Origin of the sequence: Streptomyces sp. NBC_01166 (assembly GCF_045039765.1) — a bacterium.
In the GTDB taxonomy this organism is placed as follows: domain Bacteria; phylum Actinomycetota; class Actinomycetes; order Streptomycetales; family Streptomycetaceae; genus Streptomyces.
This window is the reverse complement of sequence record NZ_CP108613.1, coordinates 7,164,665-7,186,695: the sequence shown is the minus strand read 5'-3', so window position 1 is coordinate 7,186,695 and position 22,031 is coordinate 7,164,665. Positions and strand designations below refer to the sequence as shown.

Below are 22,031 nucleotides of genomic sequence, written 5' to 3'. Positions count from 1 at the left end.
GAAGAGGGATGGTGGACGGTGGGCGGGGAAGAGGAACGCTTCCCCGCCCACCACCGGCGCAGGAGGTCGCCGCCCTACGTGGAGGGCAGCTCCTTCAGCTGGATGTCACGGAAGGACACCTGGTCGTCGACTCCGTGGTTCTGGAGGCCGATGTAGCCGTTCTTGAGGCTGCGGGCCGGGTCGGTGTTGGTGAAGTCGTTGATCTTCACCCCGTTGAGGAAGACCTGGAGCCGCTCGCCCTGGACCTTGATCTCGTAGCTGTTCCACTGGCCGGGCGGCCGCAGAACCTGGTCACGGGCCTTGATGTTGGCGGATTTGAAGGTGTAGACGGCCCCGGTCGTGCGGTCCGCCGCGTCGGTGGCGTCGATCTGGACCTCGTAGCCGTTGTTCACCGCGGACCACGGGTCGTCCGACTCGGGGAAACCGACGAAGACACCGGAGTTGTCGTCGCCCGCCATCTTCCAGTCGAGCTTCAGCGAGTAGGACTTCAGCTCCTTGGCCTGGTAGGTCAGGAGGCCCATGCCGCCCTCGGAGCGGAGCTCACCGTCGGCCACGGCGAACTTCCCGGGGCCGGCCTGCTTCCACCCTTCGAGCGTCTTGCCGTTGAAGATCGACCGGTAGCCGGTGTCCGGCTTGCAGTTGGCCTTCACCTGCCCGGCCGCGTAGCGCAGACCGCCCAGCAGGTGCTGCCGGAAGGCGGGTTCGGCGTAGGACTCCTTGGTGTGGCCGAGGCCGGTGTAGAAGGAGCGGCCGCCCTGGTACGCCTGGCACCAGGCGATGGGGTGGTCACCCTTCATGTTGCCGCCGGTGTACGTCGTCTCGTCCAGGGTGGCGAGGACCTGGGCCTTGTCCCGGGGGTTGGTGCGGTAGTTGTACCACTCGTCGGTACGGTCCCAGGCCTCGTCCAGGTGCGCGGTCGCCGGGTGGTCGTGGTTCTCCACACGGACGGTCGCGGGCTGGATCTGCGGGTGCGAGTCGAAGTACGCCCCGACGAGCCCTCCGTAGAACTCCCAGTCGTACTCCGTGTCGGCCGCGGCGTGGACGCCCATGTAACCGCCGCCGGTGGAGACGAAGTTCTCGAACGCCTTCTTCTGATCGGCGTTCAGGACGTCACCGGTGGTCGACAGGAAGACGACCGCGTCGTAGCGCGCCAGGTTGCTGGTGGTGAACTGTCCGGCCTCCTCGGTGGAGTCGACCGTGATGTTGGTGTCCTTGCCCAGTTCCTTCAGCGCGGCGATGCCCTCGGGGATCGAGTCGTGCCGGAAGCCGCCCGTCTTCGAGAAGACGAGGACGCGCTTCGCGGTCCGGTCGACCGGGCTGTTCGAGAGTTCGAAGTCGTCCACGTCGTACAGGGCTCCGGCCCCGCCCTTGAAGACCAGGAAGAGCTGGGTGGCCTTCTTGGGTGCGCCGCGCAGCGGCACGTCGATGTCCTGGAACGCGTCCCAGCTACCGGTCACCGGGACGGGCGCGGAGCCGAGGATCTTGCCGGTGGGCGATCCGGCCCGCACCTCGAGGAAGCCTCCCGCGCCGGCCGACGAGGTACGCGCGGTGAGCTTGGTCGAGCCGTCGAGGATGTACGGGGTGAAGGAGATCCAGTCGTCGTTGTCGATGTCACCGACGGTCCGGCCGCCGTGGGCGCTGGTCTTGCTCGGCGTGGTGACGCCGGAGGAGTTGTCGAAGTGCTCGGCCTGGCGGTGGCGCGGCTGGAGCTTCGCTCCGTCACGGCCGGTCAGTGCGGCCTGTCCGCCACCCCCGCCGTCGGTGTAGGAGGCCGAGATCCCGCCGTAGATGTTGGCGTTCGGGTCGTGGCCGCCTTCCATGGCGGTCTTGATGGTGCCCTCGCAGCCGTGCTCGGTGGTGATGTCGTGGCCGTGGCTGTCATGGCCCAGGGTGAACTTGACCTCGACCTTGGAGCAGTCGATGGTGCCGTCCTCCGGGTCGGTGACGGTCACCTTGAAGGGCACCTCGTCGCCGAACTCGAACGGCTGCCCGTCGGCCGGGGCCTGCAGCACGACGGTGGGCGCCGTGTTGCCGACGGTGACGTGCACGCTCGCCGAACCGGTGCGGCCCGTCGGGTCCTCGGCGGTCACCGTGGCGGTGTAGGTGCCGTTCTTCTTGTACGTGTAGGTGGGGTTGGCGGCCGTCGACGTGCCGCCGTCGCCGAAGTCCCAGGCGTACGTCAGCGCGTCACCGTCCCCGTCGGCCGTGCCCTCGGAGGAGAACTTCACCTTGAGGGGCGCGGTGCCGGAGGTCTTGTCCGAGGAGGCCTCGGCGATGGGCGAGCGTCCGCCGGTGGCGTTCTCGATGCGGTAGAGCGCCGAGTGCTCGTCGCCGCCGAACCAGGAGAGGCCGTAGTCCAGGACGTACAGCGCGCCGTCGGGGCCGAAGGCCATGTCCATCACCTGTGTCCCGGTCCACGGGATGTCGTTGATGGACTGGACCGCGCCGTCCGCGTCCTGCTCGATGCGCTTGATCCACTGCCGGCCGAACTCCCCGGCGAAGAAGTCGCCGTCGTACTCCTCGGGGAACTTCACCGGTGAGTCCAGGTCCGCGTCGTAGTGGTAGACGGGTCCGCCCATCGGGGACTCGGAGCCGGTGCCGAACTCCGGTACGGACGCGCCGTCGTACGGGATCCAGGCTGCCTGCGCGGGCGGCAGGTCGACCAGGCCCGTGTTGTAGCGCGACTCGTTCTTCGGGGCGGCGCAGTCGAAGGCCGGTCCGGAGGTCTGCGTCGCGAAGTCGTAGTCCCGGTAAGGGTCGTTGTCACCGGTGCAGAACGGCCAGCCGAAGTTGCCGGGCTTCGTCACCCGGGCGAACTCGACCTGCCCGGCCGGTCCGCGGTTCGGGTCCGCGGCACCCGCGTCGGGGCCGTAGTCACCGACGTAGAGGATGCCGGTGGCCTGGTCCACGCTGAAGCGGAAGGGGTTGCGGAAGCCCATCGCGTAGATCTCGGGGCGCGTCTTGTCCGTGCCCGCGGCGAAGAGGTTGCCTTCGGGGACGGTGTACGAGCCGTCGTCGGCGACCTTGATGCGGAGGATCTTTCCGCGGAGGTCGTTGGTGTTGCCGGATGTGCGGCGGGCGTCGAAGGCGGGGTTGCGGTCGGCCCGGTCGTCCAGCGGGGAGAAGCCGTCGGACGCGAACGGGTTGGAGTCGTCGCCCGTCGAGAGGTAGAGGTTGCCCTGCGCGTCGAAGTCGATGTCGCCGCCCACGTGGCAGCACATGCCGCGCGTGGTCGGGATGTCGAGGACCTTCTTCTCGCTGGCGTTGTCGAGGGTGCCGTCCTCGTTGAGGACGAAGCGGGAGAGCCGGTTCACGCCGTCGAACTTCGCGAAGTCGGCGGCGGTGCCGTTCTCCGGGGCGTCACCGGCGGGGGTGTCCAGCGGGGGCGCGTAGTAGAGGTAGATCGCGCGGTTCTCCGCGAAGTCCGGGTCGATCCCGACGCCCTGGAGGCCTTCCTCGTCATGTGAGTAGACGGGGATGGTGCCGGAGACCCGGGTGTTGCCGGCGCTGTCCGTGATCCGCAGCTCGCCGCCGCGCGAGGTGTGCAGCACGCTGCGGTCGGGGAGCACCGCCAGCGAGATGGGTTCGCCGGTCTCGGCCGCGCCCTTGGCAAGGGTGACCTGCTGGAAGTCCTCCGCGGCTGCCTGGGCGGCCGCTGCCTTCGGGGCGTCGGCGGTGGCGGCGGGCGAGGAGCCCAGGGTGAGGGTGGCGGCGGCGAGGAGCCCGCCGGTGAAGAGGGCGAGTGTTTTTCGGGCGCGGAGCCGTCTGCTGCTTCTGTGCACGTGCGTCCTCCGGAGTGTGCCGGTTGTACGGGCGGGTGCGTTCTGCCTTCCACGCGGGGACTGCCGCGCTCGCCTCCGGGGCTCCTTACGGGGCCCCGGTGACGCGAGTCATGTCGTGTACACGTAGGGGACCGTAGCTGTGTTCGTCCCGTACGGAAAGCCCTTGCGCAGGTGCCGAGTTGAACTTTTACCCACGGCAGGACAAAGGCGCTCCAGGGCATGGCCGACCGCCCCGCCGGGCGGACCGGCCCGGCGGGGTGTCGAGGCGCGGGGGCCGGGGCGGAGCCCTCGTGGAGGGCCCCTCCCCGCTCCCTGATCCAGCCTGATCCGAGCGAGAGGCCCTAGTCGCCCCCGCCGAACGCCGCGTCGAACGACGCGCTCGGCGGGTCGAAGTCGAACCGCTTCAGCGACGCCAGCGCCTCGGGCGCCCCCGTCAGCCGATCCATGCCGGCGTCCTCCCACTCCACGGAGACCGGCCCTTCGTACCCGATGGACCGCAGCATCCGGAAGACGTCCTCCCAGGGCACGTCGCCGTGCCCCGCCGAGACGAAGTCCCAGCCGCGCCGTGGATCGCCCCAGGGCAGGTGGGAGCCGAGGCGCCCGTTGCGGCCGTCGAGGCGCTTGCGGGCCTCCTTGCAGTCCACGTGGTAGATCCGGTCCCGGAAGTCGTACAGGAAGCCGACCGGGTCGAGGTCCTGCCACACGAAGTGGCTCGGGTCGAAGTTCAGCCCGAAAGCGGGCCGGTGGCCCACGGCCTCCAGGGCGCGGTGCGTGGTCCAGTAGTCGTACGCGATCTCGCTCGGGTGCACCTCGTGGGCGAAGCGCACCCCCTCGGCGTCGAAGACGTCCAGGATCGGGTTCCACCGCTCCGCGAAGTCCTCGTAGCCGCGTTCGATCATGTGCGGCGGAACCGGCGGGAACATGGCGACCAGGTGCCAGATGGAGGACCCGGTGAAGCCGATGACCGTGTCGACGCCGAAGGCCGCCGCCGCCCGGGCGGTGTTCTTGATCTCCTCGGCGGCCCGCTGCCGGACGCCTTCCGGCTCCCCGTCCCCCCAGATGCGGGCGGGCAGGATCCCCTGGTGGCGTTCGTCGATCGGGTTGTCGCAGACGCCCTGGCCGACCAGGTGGTTGGAGATCGCCCAGCACTTGAGACCGTACTTGTCGAGGAGCTGCCGCCGGCCGTCGAGGTAGCCGGGGTCCGACAGCGCCTTGTCCACCTCGAAGTGATCGCCCCAGCAGGCGAGTTCGAGCCCGTCGTAACCGAAGTCCCGGGCGTGCCGGCAGACCTCCTCCAGCGGCAGGTCGGCCCACTGGCCGGTGAAGAGAGTGAAGGGACGGGGCATGCGCGGAACCTCCTAGAAGGGAACCGGGGTGTATACGGAGTTCTTCGCGGCGCTCTCCTCAACGGCGGCGAGCACCCGCTGCACCTGGAGCCCGTCGGCGAACGACGGTACGGGGGCGCGCCCTTCGGTGATGGTGCGCACCACGTCATGGGCCTGGTGGACGAAGGTGTGTTCGTAACCCAGACCGTGGCCCGGCGGCCACCACGCCTCCAGGTAGGGGTGCTGGGGTTCCGTGACGAGGATCCGTCGGAAGCCGGCGCTGGTGGCGGGTTCGGTGTGGTCGTGGAAGGAGAGCTCGTTGAGCCGCTCCAGGTCGAAGGCGATCGACCCGAGCTCCCCGTTGATCTCCAGGCGCAGGGCGTTCTTCCGCCCGGCGGCCATCCTGGTCGCCTCGAAGGATGCCAGGGCCCCCGACGCCAGCCGCCCGGTGAACAGGGTCGCGTCGTCGACGGTGACCGCCCCCCGCGCGGTACTGTCACCCACCCCTGAGAGCCCGGCGGCGGCCCCGGCGAGCACGGGCCTCTCGCGCACGAAGGTCTCGCTCATCGCCGACACCCCGACCAGCGTCTCCCCGGCCAGGTACTGGGCGAGGTCGACGATGTGCGCCCCGAGGTCTCCCAGTGCGCCGGATCCGGCGCGCTCCCGCTCCAGCCGCCAGGTGAGCGGTGATTCGGGGTCGACGAGCCAGTCCTGGAGGTAGGTGGCCCGTACGTGCCGCAGGGCCCCCAGCCTGCCCTCCTCGATCATCCGGCGGGCGTAGGTGAGGGCGGGCACCTTCCGGTAGTTGAAGCCCACGATCGCCACCTGGCCGCGGGCCGCCGCCCGCTCCGCGGCCTGAGCCATGGCTTCCGCCTCGGCGACCGTGTTGGCGAGCGGTTTCTCGCAGAGGACGTGCTTGCCCGCCTCCAGGGCGGCGATGGCGATCTCCGCGTGGCTGTCGCCCGGGGTGCAGATGTCGACCAGCTGCACATCGTCCCGGGCGATCAGGGCGCGCCAGTCGGTCTCCGCGGCAGCCCACCCGTGCCGGACGGCCGCGGCCTCGACGGCCGTCCGGTCACGTCCGCAGATCGCGGCGAGAGCGGGTCGCACCGGCAGGTCGAAGACATGTCCCGCGGTGCGCCACCCCTGGGAGTGGGCCGCACCCATGAACGCGTATCCGACCATGCCGACACCGAGCGTCGCCGTCGGCGGCGGTGCCTCGGTCTCCTGCTCCGTTTCTTCCCTGCGGGCCATGCGGGCTTCCTCCTCGTCGGTGGTTCGGTGGCTGCGGCGGTGCGGGATCAGCTGAAGCCCGTCGGCAGGTACTGGTCGATGTTGTCCTTCGTGACCACCGCCGAGTACAGGGTCAGCGAGGTCGGGATCTCCATCTCGGAGAGGCCCGCGACGCCCTTGCCCTGGCCGAGTGCGCGTGCCAGGTCGATCGCGGAGGCGGCCATCGTGGGCGGGTAGAGCACGGTGGCCTTCATGACGCTGTTGTCGGCCTTGATGGCGTCCATCGCGGACTTGGCGCCCGCACCGCCGACCATGATGAACTCGTCGCGCCCGGCCTGCTGGATGGCCCTCAGCGCGCCCACACCCTGGTCGTCGTCGTGGTTCCACATCGCGTCGAACTGCTTCTGCGCCTGGAGGAGCTGCGCCATCTTGGCCTGACCCGACTCCACGGTGAAGTCGGCGGCCTGACGGGCCACCAGCTTGACGTTGGAGTAGTTCTTCAGCGCGTCGGCAAAGCCCTGGCTGCGCTGCTTGGTGAGTTCCAGGTTGTCGATGCCGGCGAGCTCGACGACCTTGGCGTTCGCCTTGCCCTTGAGCTGCTCACCGATGTAATGCCCGGCGTTGAGGCCCATGCCGTAGTTGTCGCCGCCGACCCAGCAGCGGTATGCCTGCGGTGAGGCGAAGACGCGGTCCAGGTTGACGACGGGGATGCCGGCCTTCATCGCTTCCAGACCGACCTGGGTGAGTGCCTTGCCGTCGGCGGGGAGGATGACGAGGACGTCGACCTTCTTGTTGATGAGGGTCTTGACCTGGCCGATCTGGGCCGCGGTGTCGTTGGACCCCTCGGTGATCTCCAGGGTCACCTCGGAGTACTTCTCCGCCCGCGACTTGGCGTTCACGTTGATGGCGTTGAGCCAGCCGTGGTCGGCCTGGGGTCCGGCGAAGCCGATGGTGACGGGCTTGCCGGGCTTGTCGTCGGCGGCGGGCTGGTTGTTCTGGGCTGTCTCCTTCTCCTTGGGCTCGTTGCTGGTACAGGCGGTGAGGAAGGCTCCCGCGGAGACGGCCGCGGTGCCGAAGAGCAGTCCTCTGCGGCTGGTTTCTGGCATGGCTGTCAAACCCTTCATCCGGTGCGATACGTACGGAACAGCGGGTGGGTGATCAGTGCTCTGTCAGGCAGGGGGAACTCAGGTCTCGCCGCCGCGCAGAGTGCGGTGCTGCACGAGGACGGCGGCGACGATGATGGCGCCCTTGGCGATCTGCTGGACGTCGCTCTGCAGATTGTTCAGGGCGAAGATGTTGGTGATCGTGGTGAAGACGAGGACCCCGAGCACGGATCCGACGATGGTGCCCCTGCCACCGCTCAGCAGGGTGCCTCCGATGATCGCGGCTGCGATGGCGTCGAGTTCGTACAGATTGCCGTTGGTGTTCTGCCCGGAGCCGGACAGGATGATCAGCATGAAGGCCGCGATCCCGCAGCACACGCCGGAGAGCAGATAGAGGTAGAGCCGCTGGCGGCGTACGTCGATGCCGGCGAGCCTGGCCGCCTCCGCGTTGCCTCCGATGGCGACCGTACGGCGTCCGAACGTGGTCCGGTTCAGGATGAGCCAGCCGACGACGGTGACCGCGGCGAAGCCCAGGACCAGCGGCGGGATTCCCAGGACGTACGAATCGGGCAGGCCCAGATCGAGGACTGACTGGACGGTGACGATCTGTGTCTTGCCGTCGGTGATCAGGAGGGCGAGTCCACGGGCCGACGCGAGCATGGCGAGCGTCGCGATGAAGGGCACCATCCGCCCGTAGGCGATGAGGACCCCGTTGACGAGCCCGGCGGCGAGGCCGACGATCACCGCGGTGAAGAGGATCCCGGCGAAGCCGAAGTCCTGGGTGGCGAGCGTCGTGGCCCAGACGGACGCGAGGGCCACCATCGCGCCGACCGAGAGGTCGATGCCGCCGCCGATGATGACGAGGGTCATGCCGACGGTGACGACCCCGATGACGGAGGACTGCGTCAGGATCAGCTGGAGGTTCCCGGTGTCCAGGAACGCGTCGGGTTCGGTGATGCCGCCGACGACTGCCAGGACGGCGAGTACGCCGAGCAGCGACAGGTTTCGGACATCGGCTCGCAGGCCGAGTGCGCGCGGACCGCCACTCTGCTTCGAGGGCGGCGCGGCCACGGGGCCGGTCGCGGTCCCCTTCTCGGGCCCTTGGTGCTGCGCCGACGGTGCGGGCTGTGTCATGACGTCGGGCTCCCTTCCATGACGAGGTCGAGGACACGGTGCTCGTCGAGCTCCCTGGCATCGGCCGTGTGCACGACACGGCCCTCCCGGAGCACCAGCACCCGGTCGGCGAGGCCCAGCACTTCGGGCACTTCGCTGGAGACGAGCAGAACGGCGAGGCCTTCGTCGGCCAGCCGGCGGATCACTGCGTAGAGCTCGGCGCGGGCGCCGACGTCGACACCGCGGGTCGGTTCGTCGAGCAGCAGGACCCGGCAGCCGCGCAGCAGCCAGCGGGCCAGGACCGCCTTCTGCTGGTTGCCGCCGGAGAGGGTGCGGACAGCGGCGTCCGGGTTGTCGGGCCGCAGCGAGAGTTCCCGGGTCGCGGTCCTGGCCGCGGTGCGCTCGGCGCCCCGGTCGAGCCAGCCGCCGCGGGCGAACCGGGACAGGGTGGAGATCGAGACGTTGCGGGTGACGGATTCCGTCAACAGCAGTGCCTGCGCCTTGCGTTCTTCGGGAGCCAGGCCGATTCCCGCGGCCACCGCGGCCCGGACGCTGCCGGCCCGCAGCGGTGTGCCGTCGACGAGGACACGGCCGGCGGTCGGCTTGCGGGCGCCGTAGACGGTCTCCAGGATCTCGGAGCGCCCGGAGCCGACGAGTCCGGCCAGGCCGACGATCTCACCGGGCATGAGCTCCAGGTCGACGGGCTCGAACTCCCCCTTGCGGCATAGGCCTTCGACCCTCAGTACGGGTTCGGCCATGGCCCGGGCACCGGGGCCGGGCCGCTCCGGGAAGACGAACTCGACGTTGCGTCCGGTCATCATGGCAACGATGTCGTTCGTGGGGGTGGAGTGGGCGGGCAGTCCGACGGCGACGGCCCTGCCGTCCTTGAGCACCGTCACCCGGTCGCCGATGCGGCGGATCTCCTCCAGCCGGTGCGAGATGTAGACGACGGCCACCCCGTCGGCGGTGAGCCCGTCGACGATGCGGAAGAGGTTGTCGACCTCGTCGGGGTCCAGGGCCGCGGACGGCTCGTCCATCACGATGAGCCGTACGTCGTGGGAGAGCGCCCGCGCCATGGAGACGATCTGCTGGTGGGCCGCGGACAGGTCGCCGACCAGGCGGGCCGGGTCGATCTCCGGGTGCCCCAGCCGCTTCAGGAGTGCGGCGGCCGTGGTGCGGGCCTCCCGGGTCCGGACGACGAAGCCCGCGCTGGTCGGTTCATGGCCGAGGAAGACGTTCTCCGCGACCGAGAGGCCCTCCACCAGGTCGAGTTCCTGGTAGATGGTGGCGATTCCCAGCCGCATCGCGGTGATCGGCGAGGACAGCTGGACGGGCTCGCCGCGCCAGGTGATGGCGCCGCCGTCGGGCTGGTGGGCCCCGGCGAGCACCTTGATGAGGGTGGACTTGCCGGCACCGTTCTGGCCGAGGAGGCAGTGGACTTCACCGGCCAGCACCTCCAGGTCCACGCCGTCGAGGGCGCGCACTCCGGGGAACGACTTGGTGATGCCGGACATCGTGAGCAGAGGTGGTTCTGGTGCCATGACGAATCCCCTCGGCGGGTGGGTTCTCCCCTGCTCGGACGGGCCGAGATTCCGGGGAAGGCCGGTGAGCGGGCAGGGGGCAGTGCCGGCGGTGCCGTACTGCTGACGGAACTGCTGGGGTGTACTGCTGTGCGCGTGCTGTGCGGTCCTGCGGGCGGAGCTCGGAACAGGCTTGCTTACGGAGGTGACTGCGGAACGCGTGCCGAACGGCGCGCCGGCCCGGACATCAGGCCGGCGAGAACAGGTGGTCGCTGATGAGCCTGGCCGCACCGGTCACCCCGGCGACGGGCCCCAGCTCACCGAGGACGATGGGGAGGTTGCCCGTGGCCAGCGGCAGGGACTGCCGGTAGACCTGGGTGCGGACACTGGCCAGCAGGTTGTGGCCGAGCCCGGTCACCCCGCCGCCGATCACGACGAGGCCCGGGTTGAAGAAGCTGACGAGTCCGGCGATGACCTGACCGACCCGGTTTCCGCCCTCGCGGATCAGGTCGAGCGCCGTGGGGTCGCCGGCCGCGGCTGCGGCGGCCACATCGACGGCCGAGAGCTTTCCGGCCGCTTCCAGCCGGGCCGCCAGCTCCGGGGACCGTCCGGCCCGGGCCGCGTCCTCGGCGTCGCGGGCGAGGGCCGCGCCGCTGAAGTGGGCCTCCAGGCAGCCCTTGTTGCCGCACGCGCAGGCGCGTCCGTCCGGTTCCACCTGGATATGGCCGATGTCTCCGGCGCTACCCGTCGTGCCGCGGTAGACGTCTCCGCCCACCACGATGCCGCAGCCGATACCCGTACCGATCTTGACGCAGAGGAAGTCGCCCACGGAACGGGCTACGCCCGCGTGCTGCTCCCCCAGTGCCATCAGGTTCACATCGTTGTCCACCATGACGGGGCAGCCCAGTTCCTGGCTGAGCGCCTCGCGGACCGGGAAGCCGTCCCAGCCCGGCATGATCGGCGGAGCGACCGGGACGCCTTCGGGGAAGCGGACGGGTCCCGGGACCCCGATACCGGCGCCGTCGAAGCCTTCGGCGAGCCCGGAGGCCCGGAGCTTCGCCGCCATCGCCAGCACCTGGTCGAAGATCGCGACGGGTCCTTCCCGCACGTCCATCGGATGGTTGAGATGCCCGAGGACCTCCAACTCGGCGTTGGTGACGGCCACGTCGATGGATGTGGCACCGATGTCGACGCCGAGGAAGCGCAGTCCCGGGGCGAGCCGGATGTTGTGGGACCTGCGCCCACCGCGGGACGCGGCGAGCCCGTCGGCCACGACGAGTCCGGTCTCCAGGAGCCGGTCCACCTCGACGGCGAGCTTGGAGCGTGAGAGGTCGACCTGATCGCCCAGCTGTGCGCGGGAGTTGGGCCCACCGTCGCGCAACAGCCGGAGCAGTCGCGCCTGGTGCGTGTTCGCGGGTCGTGCCGTCATACGTCTCACGCGTCCCTCCCCGCCACATCGGCCAGTCCGTCGGGCTTTCGAGGGGAACGTAGCAGCGGTTTACCGGAGTGGGAAGAAGTTGCGCATGAATCCACTCCAACTTTCTCCACACTCAGGACAAAGATGCGGCTCGTGGGCGCCGGCCGACGGCCCCGGCGTGCGGTGTGCCGGTCAGGAGCGCGCGAAAAGGCCGGGGCGTCCTGCTGCCCCGGCCTTCGGTCAGGCGGTGATCTCCGGTCGGACGGCGATCAGGCCTGTTCGCGCCGGTGGTACGTCTGGCGCGTGTGCTCGGTGTGTGCCCGCATGATCTCGGTCGCCCGCTGCTCGTCCCTGGAGGCGATCGCCGCGATCAGCTCCCGGTGCTCGATCCACGACTGGGTGCCGCGCTGGCGGGCCACAGGCGTGTAGTACCAGCGGACCCGGCGGTCCACCTGGGCGGCGAGCTCGGACAGGACGACATTGCCCGCCAGCTCCATGACCTTGGCGTGGAACGCGGCGTTCGTGGCGACGGCGAGGTCCACGTCGTCGGCGGCGACGGCCCGCTCCCCCTTTGAGCACAGCTCCTCCAGGGCCTCGATGCCCGGCCGTCCGGAGTGGGCGGCGGCCAGCCGGGCGGCCTCCGCCTCCAGCAGGGTACGGACCGAGAGCAGCTGGTCCGCCTCCTCCTCGGTGGGTTCATGGACGAACGCGCCCTGCGCGGGGCGCAGATCGACCCAGCCCTCGGTGTTCAGCCGCTGGAGCGCCTCGCGCACCGGCTGCCGCGACACCCCCAGATGGCCCGCGAGTTCGCTCTCGACCAGATGCTGGCCGGGGCTGAGGGCACGCGTGGTGATCAGCTCGAGGAGCGCCTCGTAGACGCGCTCGCGCAACGGTCCCGGCCGCTCCAGCTTCGGCACCGTTCCTTGCGGCAGTCCTGCGGACAACATCGCGGTCCCCCTCCGGGCGCCCGGGCCATTGCTTATCGTCTACAGTCTACCGAGCACAATGCCACGCCGGGGGCCTCAGGGGCAGCGGATCACCTGACCCGCGTAGGAAAGATTTCCGCCGAAGCCGAAGAGCAGGGCCGGCGCACCGCTCTCGACCTCCCCTCTTTCCACCAGTTTGGACAGGGCCATCGGGATCGACGCGGCCGAGGTGTTACCGGAATCCACCACGTCACGGGCGATGACGGCGTTGACCGCCCCGATCTTCCGGGCGACGGGTTCGATGATCCTCAGGTTGGCCTGGTGCAGCACCACCGCGGCCAGGTCCTCGGGCGTGACACCGGCCCGTTCGCAGACCTTGCGGGCGATCGGCGGCAGCTGAGTGGTGGCCCAGCGGTAGACGGACTGGCCCTCCTGCGCGAATCGCGGGGGCGTGCCCTCGATCCGTACGGCATTGCCCATCTCCGGCACCGAACCCCACAGGACGGGGCCGATCCCGGGCCTGTCGCCCCCTTCGGGGTCGGCGGTGACGACGGCCGCACCCGCACCGTCGCCCATCAGGACGCAGGTGGAGCGGTCCGTCCAGTCGACGATGTCGCCCATCTTGTCGGCGCCGATGACGAGGGCCCGGGTGGCGGCGCCGGCCCGGATGGCGTGGTCGGCGGTGGCGAGCGCGTGGGTGAACCCGGAGCAGACCACGTTGATGTCCATCACGGCCGGTGAGCCCATGCCCAGGCGGGCGGCGACCCGGGCGGACATGCTCGGCGACCGGTCGATGGCCGTGGAGGTGGCGACCAGGACCATGTCGATGTCCGCCGGCTGGAGTCCGGCCGAAGCGAGGGCCTTGGCCGCGGCGTGGGCGGCCAGTTCGTCCACGGGTTCGTCGGGCCCGCCCACGTGCCGGGTCCTGATGCCGACCCGGCTGGTGATCCACTCGTCGCTGGTGTCGACCATGGCCGCCAGATCGTGGTTGGTGAGGACCTTGGCAGGCTGGTAGTGGCCGAGCGCCACGACACGTGAGCCGGTCATGTACGGGTTCCCCTCGCTACGTTTGGCAGGAACTATCCAGTCTTGGTTGCTACCGACCGGTACAGGGGCACCTGATCCCACAGGAATACGCGCCCGAGGTTGGAGCGTCTCGAACAGCTCCCCGGGAACTCTCGCGGACACTCCGGAGTACCTGCCGGAATCGCGTCCGGACCAGGCACCCGCTGTCACGAGTATTGACCCTCCCCGAAGGCATACTGTAGACAATATTCTGTCGACTTGACACCCTCGCTCGGTCCTCTCACCGAACGGAGAGCCCGTGAAAGTCGCAGTTGTCGGCGCCGGAGCAATCGGCGCCTATGTCGGGGCCGCGCTCCACCGCGCGGGCGCCGACGTCCATCTCATCGCCCGGGGCCCGCATCTGGCGGCCATGCGCCGTGACGGTGTGCGCGTGCTCAGCCCGCGCGGTGACTTCACCGCACGGCCCGCCGCCACCGACGACCCCTCGGAGGTCGGGCCCGTCGACTATGTGTTCCTCGGCCTCAAGGCCAACTCGTACGCGGTGTCGGGGCCGCTGGTCCATCCGCTGATGCACCGGGACACCGCGGTGATAGCCGCCCAGAACGGCATCCCCTGGTGGTACTTCCACGGCCTCGGCGGCCCGTACACCGGCCGCCGGATCCACAGCGTCGACCCGGCCGGCTCGGTGAGCGCCACACTGCCGCCCGAACGCGCCATCGGCTGCGTGGTCTACGCCGCCACCGAGATCGAGGCACCGGGCGTGGTGCGCCACCTCGAAGGCACCCGGTTCGCCATCGGCGAGCCGGACCGGACGGTCTCCAGACGCTGTCTGGACTTCAGCGAGGCCATGGTCGCGGGCGGACTCAAGTGCCCTGTGGAGTCCGACCTGCGCAACGACATCTGGATCAAACTGCTCGGCAACATCTCCTTCAACCCGATCAGCGCGCTGGCCCGCGCCACCATGGGCCAGATCTGCCGCCATCCGGACACCCGCGCACTCGTGGAGTCGATGATGCGCGAAACCCTCGAAGTGGCGGCGGCCGTCGGCTGCCGCCCCGAGATCTCCGTGGAGCGGCGCATCGCGGGCGCGGAGCGCGTCGGCGATCACAAGACATCCACCCTCCAGGACCTGGAGAAGGGCAAACCCCTCGAACTCGACGTGCTGCTCGCGGCCGTCGTCGAGCTGGCCGAGCTGGCCGGAACGCCCGTACCGACGCTGCGCGCCGTGCACGCGCTCGCGGATCTCCTCGCCACCACGTCCTCGGCACCGGCAGGGAGCGCACCATGAAGAGCGAACGCACAGGCGGTCGGAGCCGGAAGGACCGGCAGCCGAAGACGTACGAACGCCTCACCCACCCTCTCGTCCGCGGGGAGGACGGCGTGCTGCGCCGGGCGAGCTGGGAGGAGGCGCTGGCCTGGGCGGCTGCCGGGTTCCGGCAGACCCGCGAGGCACACGGCCCCGACGCCTTCGCGATGCTGTCCTGCGCCCGGGCCACCAACGAGATGAACTACGTGGCCCAGAAGTTCACCCGCGTCGTGATGGGCACCAACAACGTCGACTCCTGCAACCGCACCTGTCACGCCCCGAGCGTCGCGGGCCTCTCGGCCGCCTTCGGCTCCGGCGGCGGCACGTCCTCGTACGAGGAGGTGGAGCACACCGACCTGATCGTGATGTGGGGCTCCAACGCCCGTTTCGCGCACCCGATCTTCTTCCACCACGTGCTCAAGGGCATCCACAACGGCGCCCGGATGCACGCCGTCGACCCGCGCCGCACCTCGACCGCCGAATGGGCGGAGAGCTGGCTCGGTCTCAACGTCGGCACCGACATCCCGCTCGCCCACGCGATCGGCCGCGAGATCATCCACGCCGGGCTGGTCAACAAGGCCTTCGTGGACCGCGCGACCAGCGGGTACGAGGAGTACGCCGCGCTCGTCGAACCCTGGACCCTGACCGCCGCCGAGAAGGTGACCGGGGTCCCGGCCGAGGCGATCCGGGACCTCGCCCACGCCTACGCCACGGCCGAACGGGCCCAGCTCTGCTGGACCCTGGGCATCACCGAGCACCACAACGGCACCGACAACGTACGCGCGCTGATCAACCTCTCGCTGCTCACCGGCCATGTCGGGCGGTACGGCTCCGGGGTCCAGCCCCTGCGCGGGCAGAACAACGTACAGGGCGGCGGCGACATGGGCGCCATCCCCAACAAACTCCCCGGCTTCCAGGACATCCTGGACCCGCCCGTCCGGCAGAAGTTCGAACGGTCCTGGGACACCGTCATCCAGCCTCGGTACGGCAAGACCCTCACCCAGATGTTCGAGGCCATGGAGACCGGCGAACTGCGCGCGGTGTACTGCATCGGGGAGAACCCCGCACAGTCGGAGGCCGACAGCGACCAGGCGGTGCGCCGGCTGGAGGCACTGGACCATCTGGTGGTGCAGGACATCTTCCTGACCAGGACCGCCCAGCTGGCCGACGTGGTCCTGCCCGCCACCGCCGCCTGGGCCGAGACCGACGGCACCACGACCAACAGCGAACGGCGCGTGCAGCGCGTCCGGGCCGCGCTCGTGCCGCCGGGCGAGGCCCGCGAGGACATCGACATCATCTGCGCCCTGGCCGGACAGCTCGGCCACGACTGGAAGTTCGAGGACTCCGAGGCCGTCTGGAACGAGCTGCGCTCCCTCTCCCCCGACCACTTCGGGATGACGTACGAACGGCTCGCGGAGCACCAGGGGCTGCAGTGGCCCTGCCCCGACACGGAGAAGCTGCCGTCGAGCTTCCTGCACGCCCGGCTCTGGGAGACCGATCCGGACCGGCGCGGCCCCGCGGCCCCCTTCGGCCTGGTGCAGCACGATCCTCCGGTCGACCTCACCGACGAGTCCTACCCGCTGAGGCTGACGACCGGGCGACGCCTGGACTCGTACAACACCGGTGTGCAGAGCGGGAGTTACGCGTCACCACTGCGCCGGGGCGAGTACATCGAGCTGTGTCCCGAGGACGCCGAGTCGTACGGCGTCTCCGTGGGCGAGGAGGTGCGGGTCTCGTCGCGGCGGGGCAGTGTCACCGCGCCCGTCTGGATCGACCCCGGGCTGCGGCCGGGTCTGGCCTTCATGACGATGCACTTCCCCGACGAGGTCGACACCAACCAGCTGACCATCGAGGCGAACTGCCCGATCGCCGGCACCGCCGAATTCAAGGCCTCCGCCGTACGGATAGAGAAGCTGGTGCCCGCATGGACCTGAGGTACACCGACGCGGCCCCGTCCGACGCCGAACGGGAAGCGGTGGACGCCCTGTTGGGCCCTCCGCCGTCCGGATGGGAGGGCGCCGCCGAGCGCACCGACGAGGACCTCCGGTGGGCGAGGGGCGGTGCCGCCGCGGCCAAGGACCGCCGGGACCAGCTGCTGCCCGCACTGCACGCGGTGAACGACCGTGTGGGCTGGATCAGCGAGGGCGCGCTGGACTACATCTGCCGGCGGCTCACGGTCGCCCCGGCGGAGGCATACGGCGTCGCGACCTTCTACTCCATGTTCTCGGTGCGGCCCCGCCCGGCGAAGGTGCTCCACGTCTGTACGGACCTGGCCTGCGCGGCCCGCGGCTCGGCGGGCGTGTGCGCGGACCTCACCGAGCGCCTGGGTGCTCCGGGCACCCCGGCCGAGGGCACGGTCTGGCAGGAGAGCCCGTGCCTGGGCCTGTGCGAACGAGCACCGGCGGCGCTGCTGCTCCAGGCGGGGGCGGATCCAGACCTCCGGAGCTTCAGGCAAATCCAGCCCCTCGGGGGTCCCCCCGGACGGAGTCCGGGGGAGTTCGAGGAGCAGGGGTCCGGGGGCGGAGCCCCCGAAGCACCCGCCGCAAGGGCCGTCCGCTGCTCCGCCGTGCTCGCCCCCGCCACCGCGCCCGCGCTGGTCACCGCGGCCCGCGCGCCCCTGGACGCCCCGAAGGAGCCCCCGGCCGCCGCAGCCGTCCCCCAGGCCGGCGACCCCGCCCTCGTACTCCTCAAGCGGATCGGCACGGTGGACCCCGCATCCCTCGACGACTACCGCTCCACCGGCGGCTACACCGCACTGCGCCGCGCGTTCGCGCTCGGCCCGGCGGGGGTGATTCGCGAGGTGCTGGACGCCGGACTCGTCGGCCGGGGCGGCGCCGCGTTCCCGACGGGCCGCAAGTGGCAGGCCACCGCCCAGCAGGCCGACGGTCCGCACTACCTGGTGTGCAACGCGGACGAGAGCGAGCCCGGCACCTTCAAGGACCGGGTCCTGATGGAGGGCGATCCGTACGCCTTGGTCGAGGCGATGACGATCGCCGGATACGCCATCGGCGCCCACCAGGGCTACATCTACCTGCGCGGCGAGTACCCCCGCGCGTACGAACGGCTCGACCACGCCCTGACGAGCGCCCGCACCCGCGGACTGCTCGGCCCCGACGTCCTCGGGCAGGGGTACGCCTTCGACATCGAGATCCGGCGCGGTGCGGGGGCGTACATCTGCGGCGAGGAGACCGCTATCTTCAACTCGATCGAGGGGCAGCGGGGCGAGCCGCGTTCCAAACCGCCGTTCCCGGTGGAGAAGGGCCTCTTCGGCAAACCGACCGCGGTCAACAACGTCGAGACGCTGGTGAACGTGCTGCCGATCCTGGGGCACGGAGCCGCCGCGTACGCCGCGACCGGCACGGAGACGTCCACCGGGACCAAGCTGTTCTGCGTCTCCGGCCAGGTGGCACGCCCCGGCATCTACGAACTGCCCTTCGGCGCGAATCTGCGGGAGCTGCTCGACCTCGCGGGTCCGCCCGAGCGGCTGCGGGCCGTGCTCCTCGGCGGGGCGGCGGGCGGTTTCGTACGCCCCGACGAGCTGGACGTCCCGCTGACCTTCGAGGGCACCCGCGCGGCGGGGACGACACTCGGCTCGGGGGTGGTCCTGGTCCTGGACGACTCGGTGGAGCTCCCCCGGGTGCTGTTGCGCATCGCGGAGTTCTTCCGCGACGAGTCGTGCGGCCAGTGCGTGCCCTGCCGGGTGGGCACGGTCCGCCAGGAGGAGGCCCTGCACCGGATCGTGGACCGTACGGGCGACGGGGCCGCCGAGGACATCGCGCTCATGAGAGAGGTGGGGCAGGCCATGCGGGACGCCTCGATCTGCGGTCTCGGCCAGACAGCGTGGAACGCCGTGGAGTCAGCCATCGACCGTCTGGGGGTCTACAAGTGACCACTGTGCCGCTTCAGCCGCCGCGCCGTCTCGTCTCGTTCACGCTGGACGGCGAGGAGACCCGGGTCCCGGAAGGGTCCACGATCCTGGACGCCTGCCGGTCGGCGGGCAAGGACATCCCGACCCTGTGCCAGGGGGACACGCTCACGCCGAAGAACGCCTGCCGGGTGTGTGTGGTCGAGGTGGAGGGCGCCCGCACGCTCGCCCCGGCCTGCTCCCGGCGCGCCGAGCCGGGCATGACGGTCCGCACGGACACGGAGCGGGCCCGGCACAGCCGGAAGGTGGTCCTGGAGCTGCTGGCCTCGTCGACGGACCTGTCCACGACGCCACGGGCCGAGGAGTGGATCAAGGAGTACGAGGCGAAGCCGGAACGCTTCGGCGCGGACGCCGCCCGGATGAACGAACAGCCCAAGATCGACAACGAACTGTTCGTCCGCGAATACGACAAGTGCATCCTCTGCTACAAGTGCGTCGACGCCTGCGGCGAGCAGTGGCAGAACACCTTCGCCATCGCCGTCTCGGGACGCGGTTTCGACGCACGTATCTCCACCGAGCACGACGCCGCACTCCCCGACTCGGCCTGTGTCTTCTGCGGGAACTGCATCGAGGTCTGCCCCACCGGCGCACTCTCGTTCAGCACGGAATTCGGCATGCGGGCGACGGGGAGATGGGACGAGGAGGCGCAGACGCAGACCACGACGGTCTGCGCCTACTGCGGTGTGGGCTGCAACGTGACCCTCCATGTGCAGGAGAACGAGATCGTCAAGGTCACCTCGCCGCACGACAACCCCGTGACCCATGGCAACCTCTGTATCAAGGGCCGTTTCGGCTACCAACACGTACAGAATCGGGATTGACGGCTATGGGACGGGTCACCGAGCGTCGCCGCACCATCCGCATCCGGGACGGGGCGGTCACGACCCGCCCCGACACTCTCGTGGCGGAGGAGCCCCTGGAGATCCGGCTGAACGGCAAACCACTCGCCATCACGATGCGCACCCCGGGCGACGACTTCGCGCTCGCGGCGGGCTTCCTGGTGAGCGAGGGCGTGATCGGCGAGGGCTCCGAGGTGCAGTCGATCGTGTACTGCGCGGGGGCGACGGCCGACGGAGTGAACACGTACAACGTGGTGGACGTGAAACTGGCGCCCGGCGTCGTGGTCCCCGACATCACGCTGGAACGCAACGTCTACACCACCTCGTCCTGCGGACTCTGCGGCAAGGCGAGCCTCGACGCCGTCCGCACCACGACCCGCCATCCCGTCTCCGACACTCCCCCGGTCCGGGTGACGCCCGCGCTGCTCTCGGTCCTCCCCGACCGGCTGCGCGAGGCACAGCGGGTGTTCGACCGGACCGGGGGCCTGCACGCGGCGGCGCTGTTCTCCCCGGAGGGCGAGCTGCTGGACATCAGGGAGGACGTCGGCCGCCACAACGCGGTCGACAAGCTCGTGGGGCGCGCCCTCACCGACGACCGGCTGCCGCTCTCGCAGGCGATTCTGCTGGTGTCGGGGCGGGCCTCGTTCGAACTGGCGCAGAAGGCGGTGATGGCGGGGATCCCGATGCTGGCGGCGGTCTCGGCGCCGTCGTCGCTGGCCGTGGATCTCGCGGCCGAGAGCGGACTGACCCTGGTCGGCTTCCTGCGGGGGCAGTCCATGAACGTGTACGCGGGTGACCACCGCATCGCCCTCGAGGCGACGGTGGGCCAGGGCTGAGCCGGCCCGCCCGCTGCACGGGGCAGGGCCCGGCCGGCGGGGAGCGCCCCCTGCGCCGTCCGGGCCCTCTCGTGCGTCACCAGCGGGCGACCAGCGTCTCTTCTCCGCCTCGGTTGCGGTACAGCCAGGTGGCCCCTGGAGCGACGTCCCCGCTCAGGTAGCCGACGATGGGCTCCCGCTGCGTCGAGCTGTCCAGCTCGCGGAGGAGCTTCAGGGCATCGGGCAGAGGGAAGAAGGCGGCCTGCTCGATGTCGTCGTCCTGTGGCGCGATGTCCCCCGACCACTCGTCGATCTCGAAGGCGGCGGCCACGGCCGAAGGATGACGCTCCGAGTCGATGTGCATGAGGAATGCGGTCCGCACCGGATCGCCCACGAGCAGCCCGGTCTCCTCCCGCAGCTCGCGCCGGAGGGCTTCGTGCATGAGCTCGCCGTCCTCGACCCCGCCACCGGGCAGCGACCAGAGGGGCTCGCCGGCTGCGCCGAGACTCTCGCGCACGAGCAGGATCTCGTCGCCTCGGCGGATGATGCCGATGACCAGCTGCACCCGGGGTTTCAGGGCCTTCGATTTCTCTGCCGTCATGCTGTGGCGCGGCGGGCGGCTCAGGCGTCCACCGCTCCGTCCCTCACTGCGGACACGAACGACGACCAGTGGTCCACCGCGAATGTCAGCGCGGGACCGTGTGGGCACTTGCTGTCACGCACCGGGACGACAGCGGCGAAGTCGTCTGAGACCTCTACGCACGCGCCACCGTCCTGGTTGCTGTGGCTGCTCTTGCGCCAGGTCGCGGCGCTCAGGTCGATGGATCGCACGGCAGTTCCTCCAACATGCGCAGGACGAATTTTTGCGACTCGGCGGGGGAAAGCGCCAGGTCACGCGTTGCATCGTACGCACGTTGCATGCGCTCCACCGCAGCGCTTTCCTCGTGGAGTTCGCCGCCGTACCCGTGCTCCGTGTACGCCACAGTACGGCCGTCAGGCAGTCGAAGAAACCAGACGTCAGTGCTCGACAACCCATGCAACCCGGCACTTTGCGGCAGCACTTGCAGTGTCAGATTCGGCCGCTCCGCCATCTCGGACAGATACTCGAGCTGGTCCCGCCACTCCTCCGCACCCTGCAATGCCGTCCGAAGAGCCGCCTCCGACAGGATCGTCCGGAACGGCGGCGCGCCTTCTCCTTCCAGCAGGCTCCGCCGTCCCATCCGCGCCTCCACCTGCTGCGTCAGCCGTTCCCGGCTGAACCCGCCGGACGCCAGCAGTTCCCGCGCATACCCCGGTGTCTGCAACAGCCCCGGCAGCACGCTGACCGCGAAGTGCCACAGGCTCGTGGCCTCCGCCTCCAGGGCCATGTACCGCCGGTACCGCTCCTTGAACTGGGTCTGGTCGCTGATCGCCAGCTCCCACAGGGCCAGCAGCATGCCCGGCGTCCCGTAGTGCTGGTCCAGCGCCTCCACGACCTCCGGCCCGCCGACCGTCTCGCCTTTTTCCATCTTCCCGAACAACGACCAGTCCCAGCCCAGCCGTTCGCCGAGCTGCCGCAGACTGTCGCCGCGCTCGCTGCGCAGGCGCCGCAGCTCCTCCGCGAACCGTGCGCGTGGTTCCCTGCTGCGGCCTGTGACCGCGCGCCTCGTCGGCATCGTGCCCTCCGTGGAACGTGTGGAACGTGACTCAACTGCCGGGGAA

Annotated in this window: 17 protein-coding genes; 5 read left to right on the top strand and 12 right to left on the bottom strand. The window is 70.1% G+C overall.

Features of this window, described 5'->3' with window-relative positions:
• Window positions 1–74 precede the first annotated feature (74 nt).
• From OG379_RS32495 to OG379_RS32455, 9 genes are all read right to left on the bottom strand, one after another.
• Window positions 75–3,782, bottom strand: a complete 3,708-nt coding sequence (locus tag OG379_RS32495; RefSeq protein ID WP_405666672.1) for a ThuA domain-containing protein — start codon at window positions 3,780–3,782, stop codon at window positions 75–77.
• 341 nt (window positions 3,783–4,123) lie between these two features.
• On the bottom strand, window positions 4,124–5,128 hold the full coding sequence (locus OG379_RS32490) for a sugar phosphate isomerase/epimerase family protein (protein ID WP_393760659.1): 1,005 nt from the start codon (window positions 5,126–5,128) through the stop codon (window positions 4,124–4,126).
• Window positions 5,129–5,140: 12 nt separating this feature from the next.
• Window positions 5,141–6,361, bottom strand: coding sequence for a Gfo/Idh/MocA family protein (locus OG379_RS32485; protein WP_405666669.1), 1,221 nt, complete (start codon window positions 6,359–6,361; stop codon window positions 5,141–5,143).
• A 47-nt stretch (window positions 6,362–6,408) separates the two neighbouring features.
• A complete protein-coding gene (locus OG379_RS32480) occupies window positions 6,409–7,446 on the bottom strand; it encodes a substrate-binding domain-containing protein (RefSeq protein WP_393760663.1) in 1,038 nt (345 codons plus the stop codon).
• 78 nt (window positions 7,447–7,524) lie between these two features.
• Complete coding sequence (locus OG379_RS32475; protein ID WP_405666667.1) at window positions 7,525–8,577, bottom strand: ABC transporter permease; 1,053 nt, start codon at window positions 8,575–8,577, stop codon at window positions 7,525–7,527.
• The gene (locus tag OG379_RS32470; RefSeq protein WP_405666665.1) at window positions 8,574–10,097 is read right to left on the bottom strand and encodes a sugar ABC transporter ATP-binding protein; all 1,524 of its coding nucleotides are present in this window, start codon (window positions 10,095–10,097) and stop codon (window positions 8,574–8,576) included. Before OG379_RS32470 ends, OG379_RS32475 begins: the two co-directional genes overlap by 4 nt.
• 226 nt (window positions 10,098–10,323) lie before the next feature.
• The gene (locus OG379_RS32465) at window positions 10,324–11,505 is read right to left on the bottom strand and encodes an ROK family protein (protein ID WP_393760670.1); all 1,182 of its coding nucleotides are present in this window, start codon (window positions 11,503–11,505) and stop codon (window positions 10,324–10,326) included.
• 257 nt (window positions 11,506–11,762) lie between these two features.
• The gene (locus tag OG379_RS32460) at window positions 11,763–12,440 is read right to left on the bottom strand and encodes a GntR family transcriptional regulator (RefSeq protein WP_393760672.1); all 678 of its coding nucleotides are present in this window, start codon (window positions 12,438–12,440) and stop codon (window positions 11,763–11,765) included.
• A 75-nt stretch (window positions 12,441–12,515) separates the two neighbouring features.
• Entirely contained in the window at window positions 12,516–13,466 is a 951-nt protein-coding gene (locus OG379_RS32455) for a beta-ketoacyl-ACP synthase III (RefSeq protein ID WP_393760674.1), read from the bottom strand.
• 277 nt (window positions 13,467–13,743) lie between these two features.
• On the opposite strand from OG379_RS32455, the gene OG379_RS32450 reads away from it, so the two are divergent.
• Genes OG379_RS32450 through fdhD form a run of 5 tightly spaced genes read left to right on the top strand, consistent with a single transcriptional unit; the run spans window position 13,744 to window position 20,351 of the window.
• Complete coding sequence (locus OG379_RS32450; RefSeq protein ID WP_393760676.1) at window positions 13,744–14,733, top strand: 2-dehydropantoate 2-reductase; 990 nt, start codon at window positions 13,744–13,746, stop codon at window positions 14,731–14,733.
• Window positions 14,730–16,685, top strand: a complete 1,956-nt coding sequence (locus OG379_RS32445) for a molybdopterin oxidoreductase family protein (protein ID WP_405666661.1) — start codon at window positions 14,730–14,732, stop codon at window positions 16,683–16,685. The genes OG379_RS32450 and OG379_RS32445 overlap by 4 nt, the downstream gene beginning before the upstream one ends.
• On the top strand, window positions 16,676–18,640 hold the full coding sequence (locus OG379_RS32440) for an NAD(P)H-dependent oxidoreductase subunit E (protein WP_405666660.1): 1,965 nt from the start codon (window positions 16,676–16,678) through the stop codon (window positions 18,638–18,640). The genes OG379_RS32445 and OG379_RS32440 overlap by 10 nt, the downstream gene beginning before the upstream one ends.
• A complete protein-coding gene (locus tag OG379_RS32435; protein ID WP_405666658.1) occupies window positions 18,637–19,497 on the top strand; it encodes a 2Fe-2S iron-sulfur cluster-binding protein in 861 nt (286 codons plus the stop codon). Before OG379_RS32440 ends, OG379_RS32435 begins: the two co-directional genes overlap by 4 nt.
• A gap of 5 nt (window positions 19,498–19,502) precedes the next feature.
• Window positions 19,503–20,351 carry a formate dehydrogenase accessory sulfurtransferase FdhD gene (fdhD, locus tag OG379_RS32430; RefSeq protein ID WP_405666657.1) on the top strand — a complete coding sequence of 283 codons (849 nt, stop codon included), beginning with the start codon at window positions 19,503–19,505 and terminating at the stop codon, window positions 20,349–20,351.
• A gap of 76 nt (window positions 20,352–20,427) precedes the next feature.
• Here the strand turns inward: fdhD and OG379_RS32425 are convergent, their stop codons facing one another.
• Genes OG379_RS32425 through OG379_RS32415 form a run of 3 tightly spaced genes read right to left on the bottom strand, consistent with a single transcriptional unit; the run spans window position 20,428 to window position 21,985 of the window.
• Entirely contained in the window at window positions 20,428–20,931 is a 504-nt protein-coding gene (locus OG379_RS32425; protein ID WP_405666656.1) for an NUDIX hydrolase, read from the bottom strand.
• A 20-nt stretch (window positions 20,932–20,951) separates the two neighbouring features.
• Window positions 20,952–21,161, bottom strand: coding sequence for a DUF397 domain-containing protein (locus OG379_RS32420; protein WP_405666655.1), 210 nt, complete (start codon window positions 21,159–21,161; stop codon window positions 20,952–20,954).
• A complete protein-coding gene (locus tag OG379_RS32415) occupies window positions 21,143–21,985 on the bottom strand; it encodes a helix-turn-helix domain-containing protein (protein WP_405666654.1) in 843 nt (280 codons plus the stop codon). The genes OG379_RS32420 and OG379_RS32415 overlap by 19 nt, the downstream gene beginning before the upstream one ends.
• Window positions 21,986–22,031: the final 46 nt, after the last annotated feature.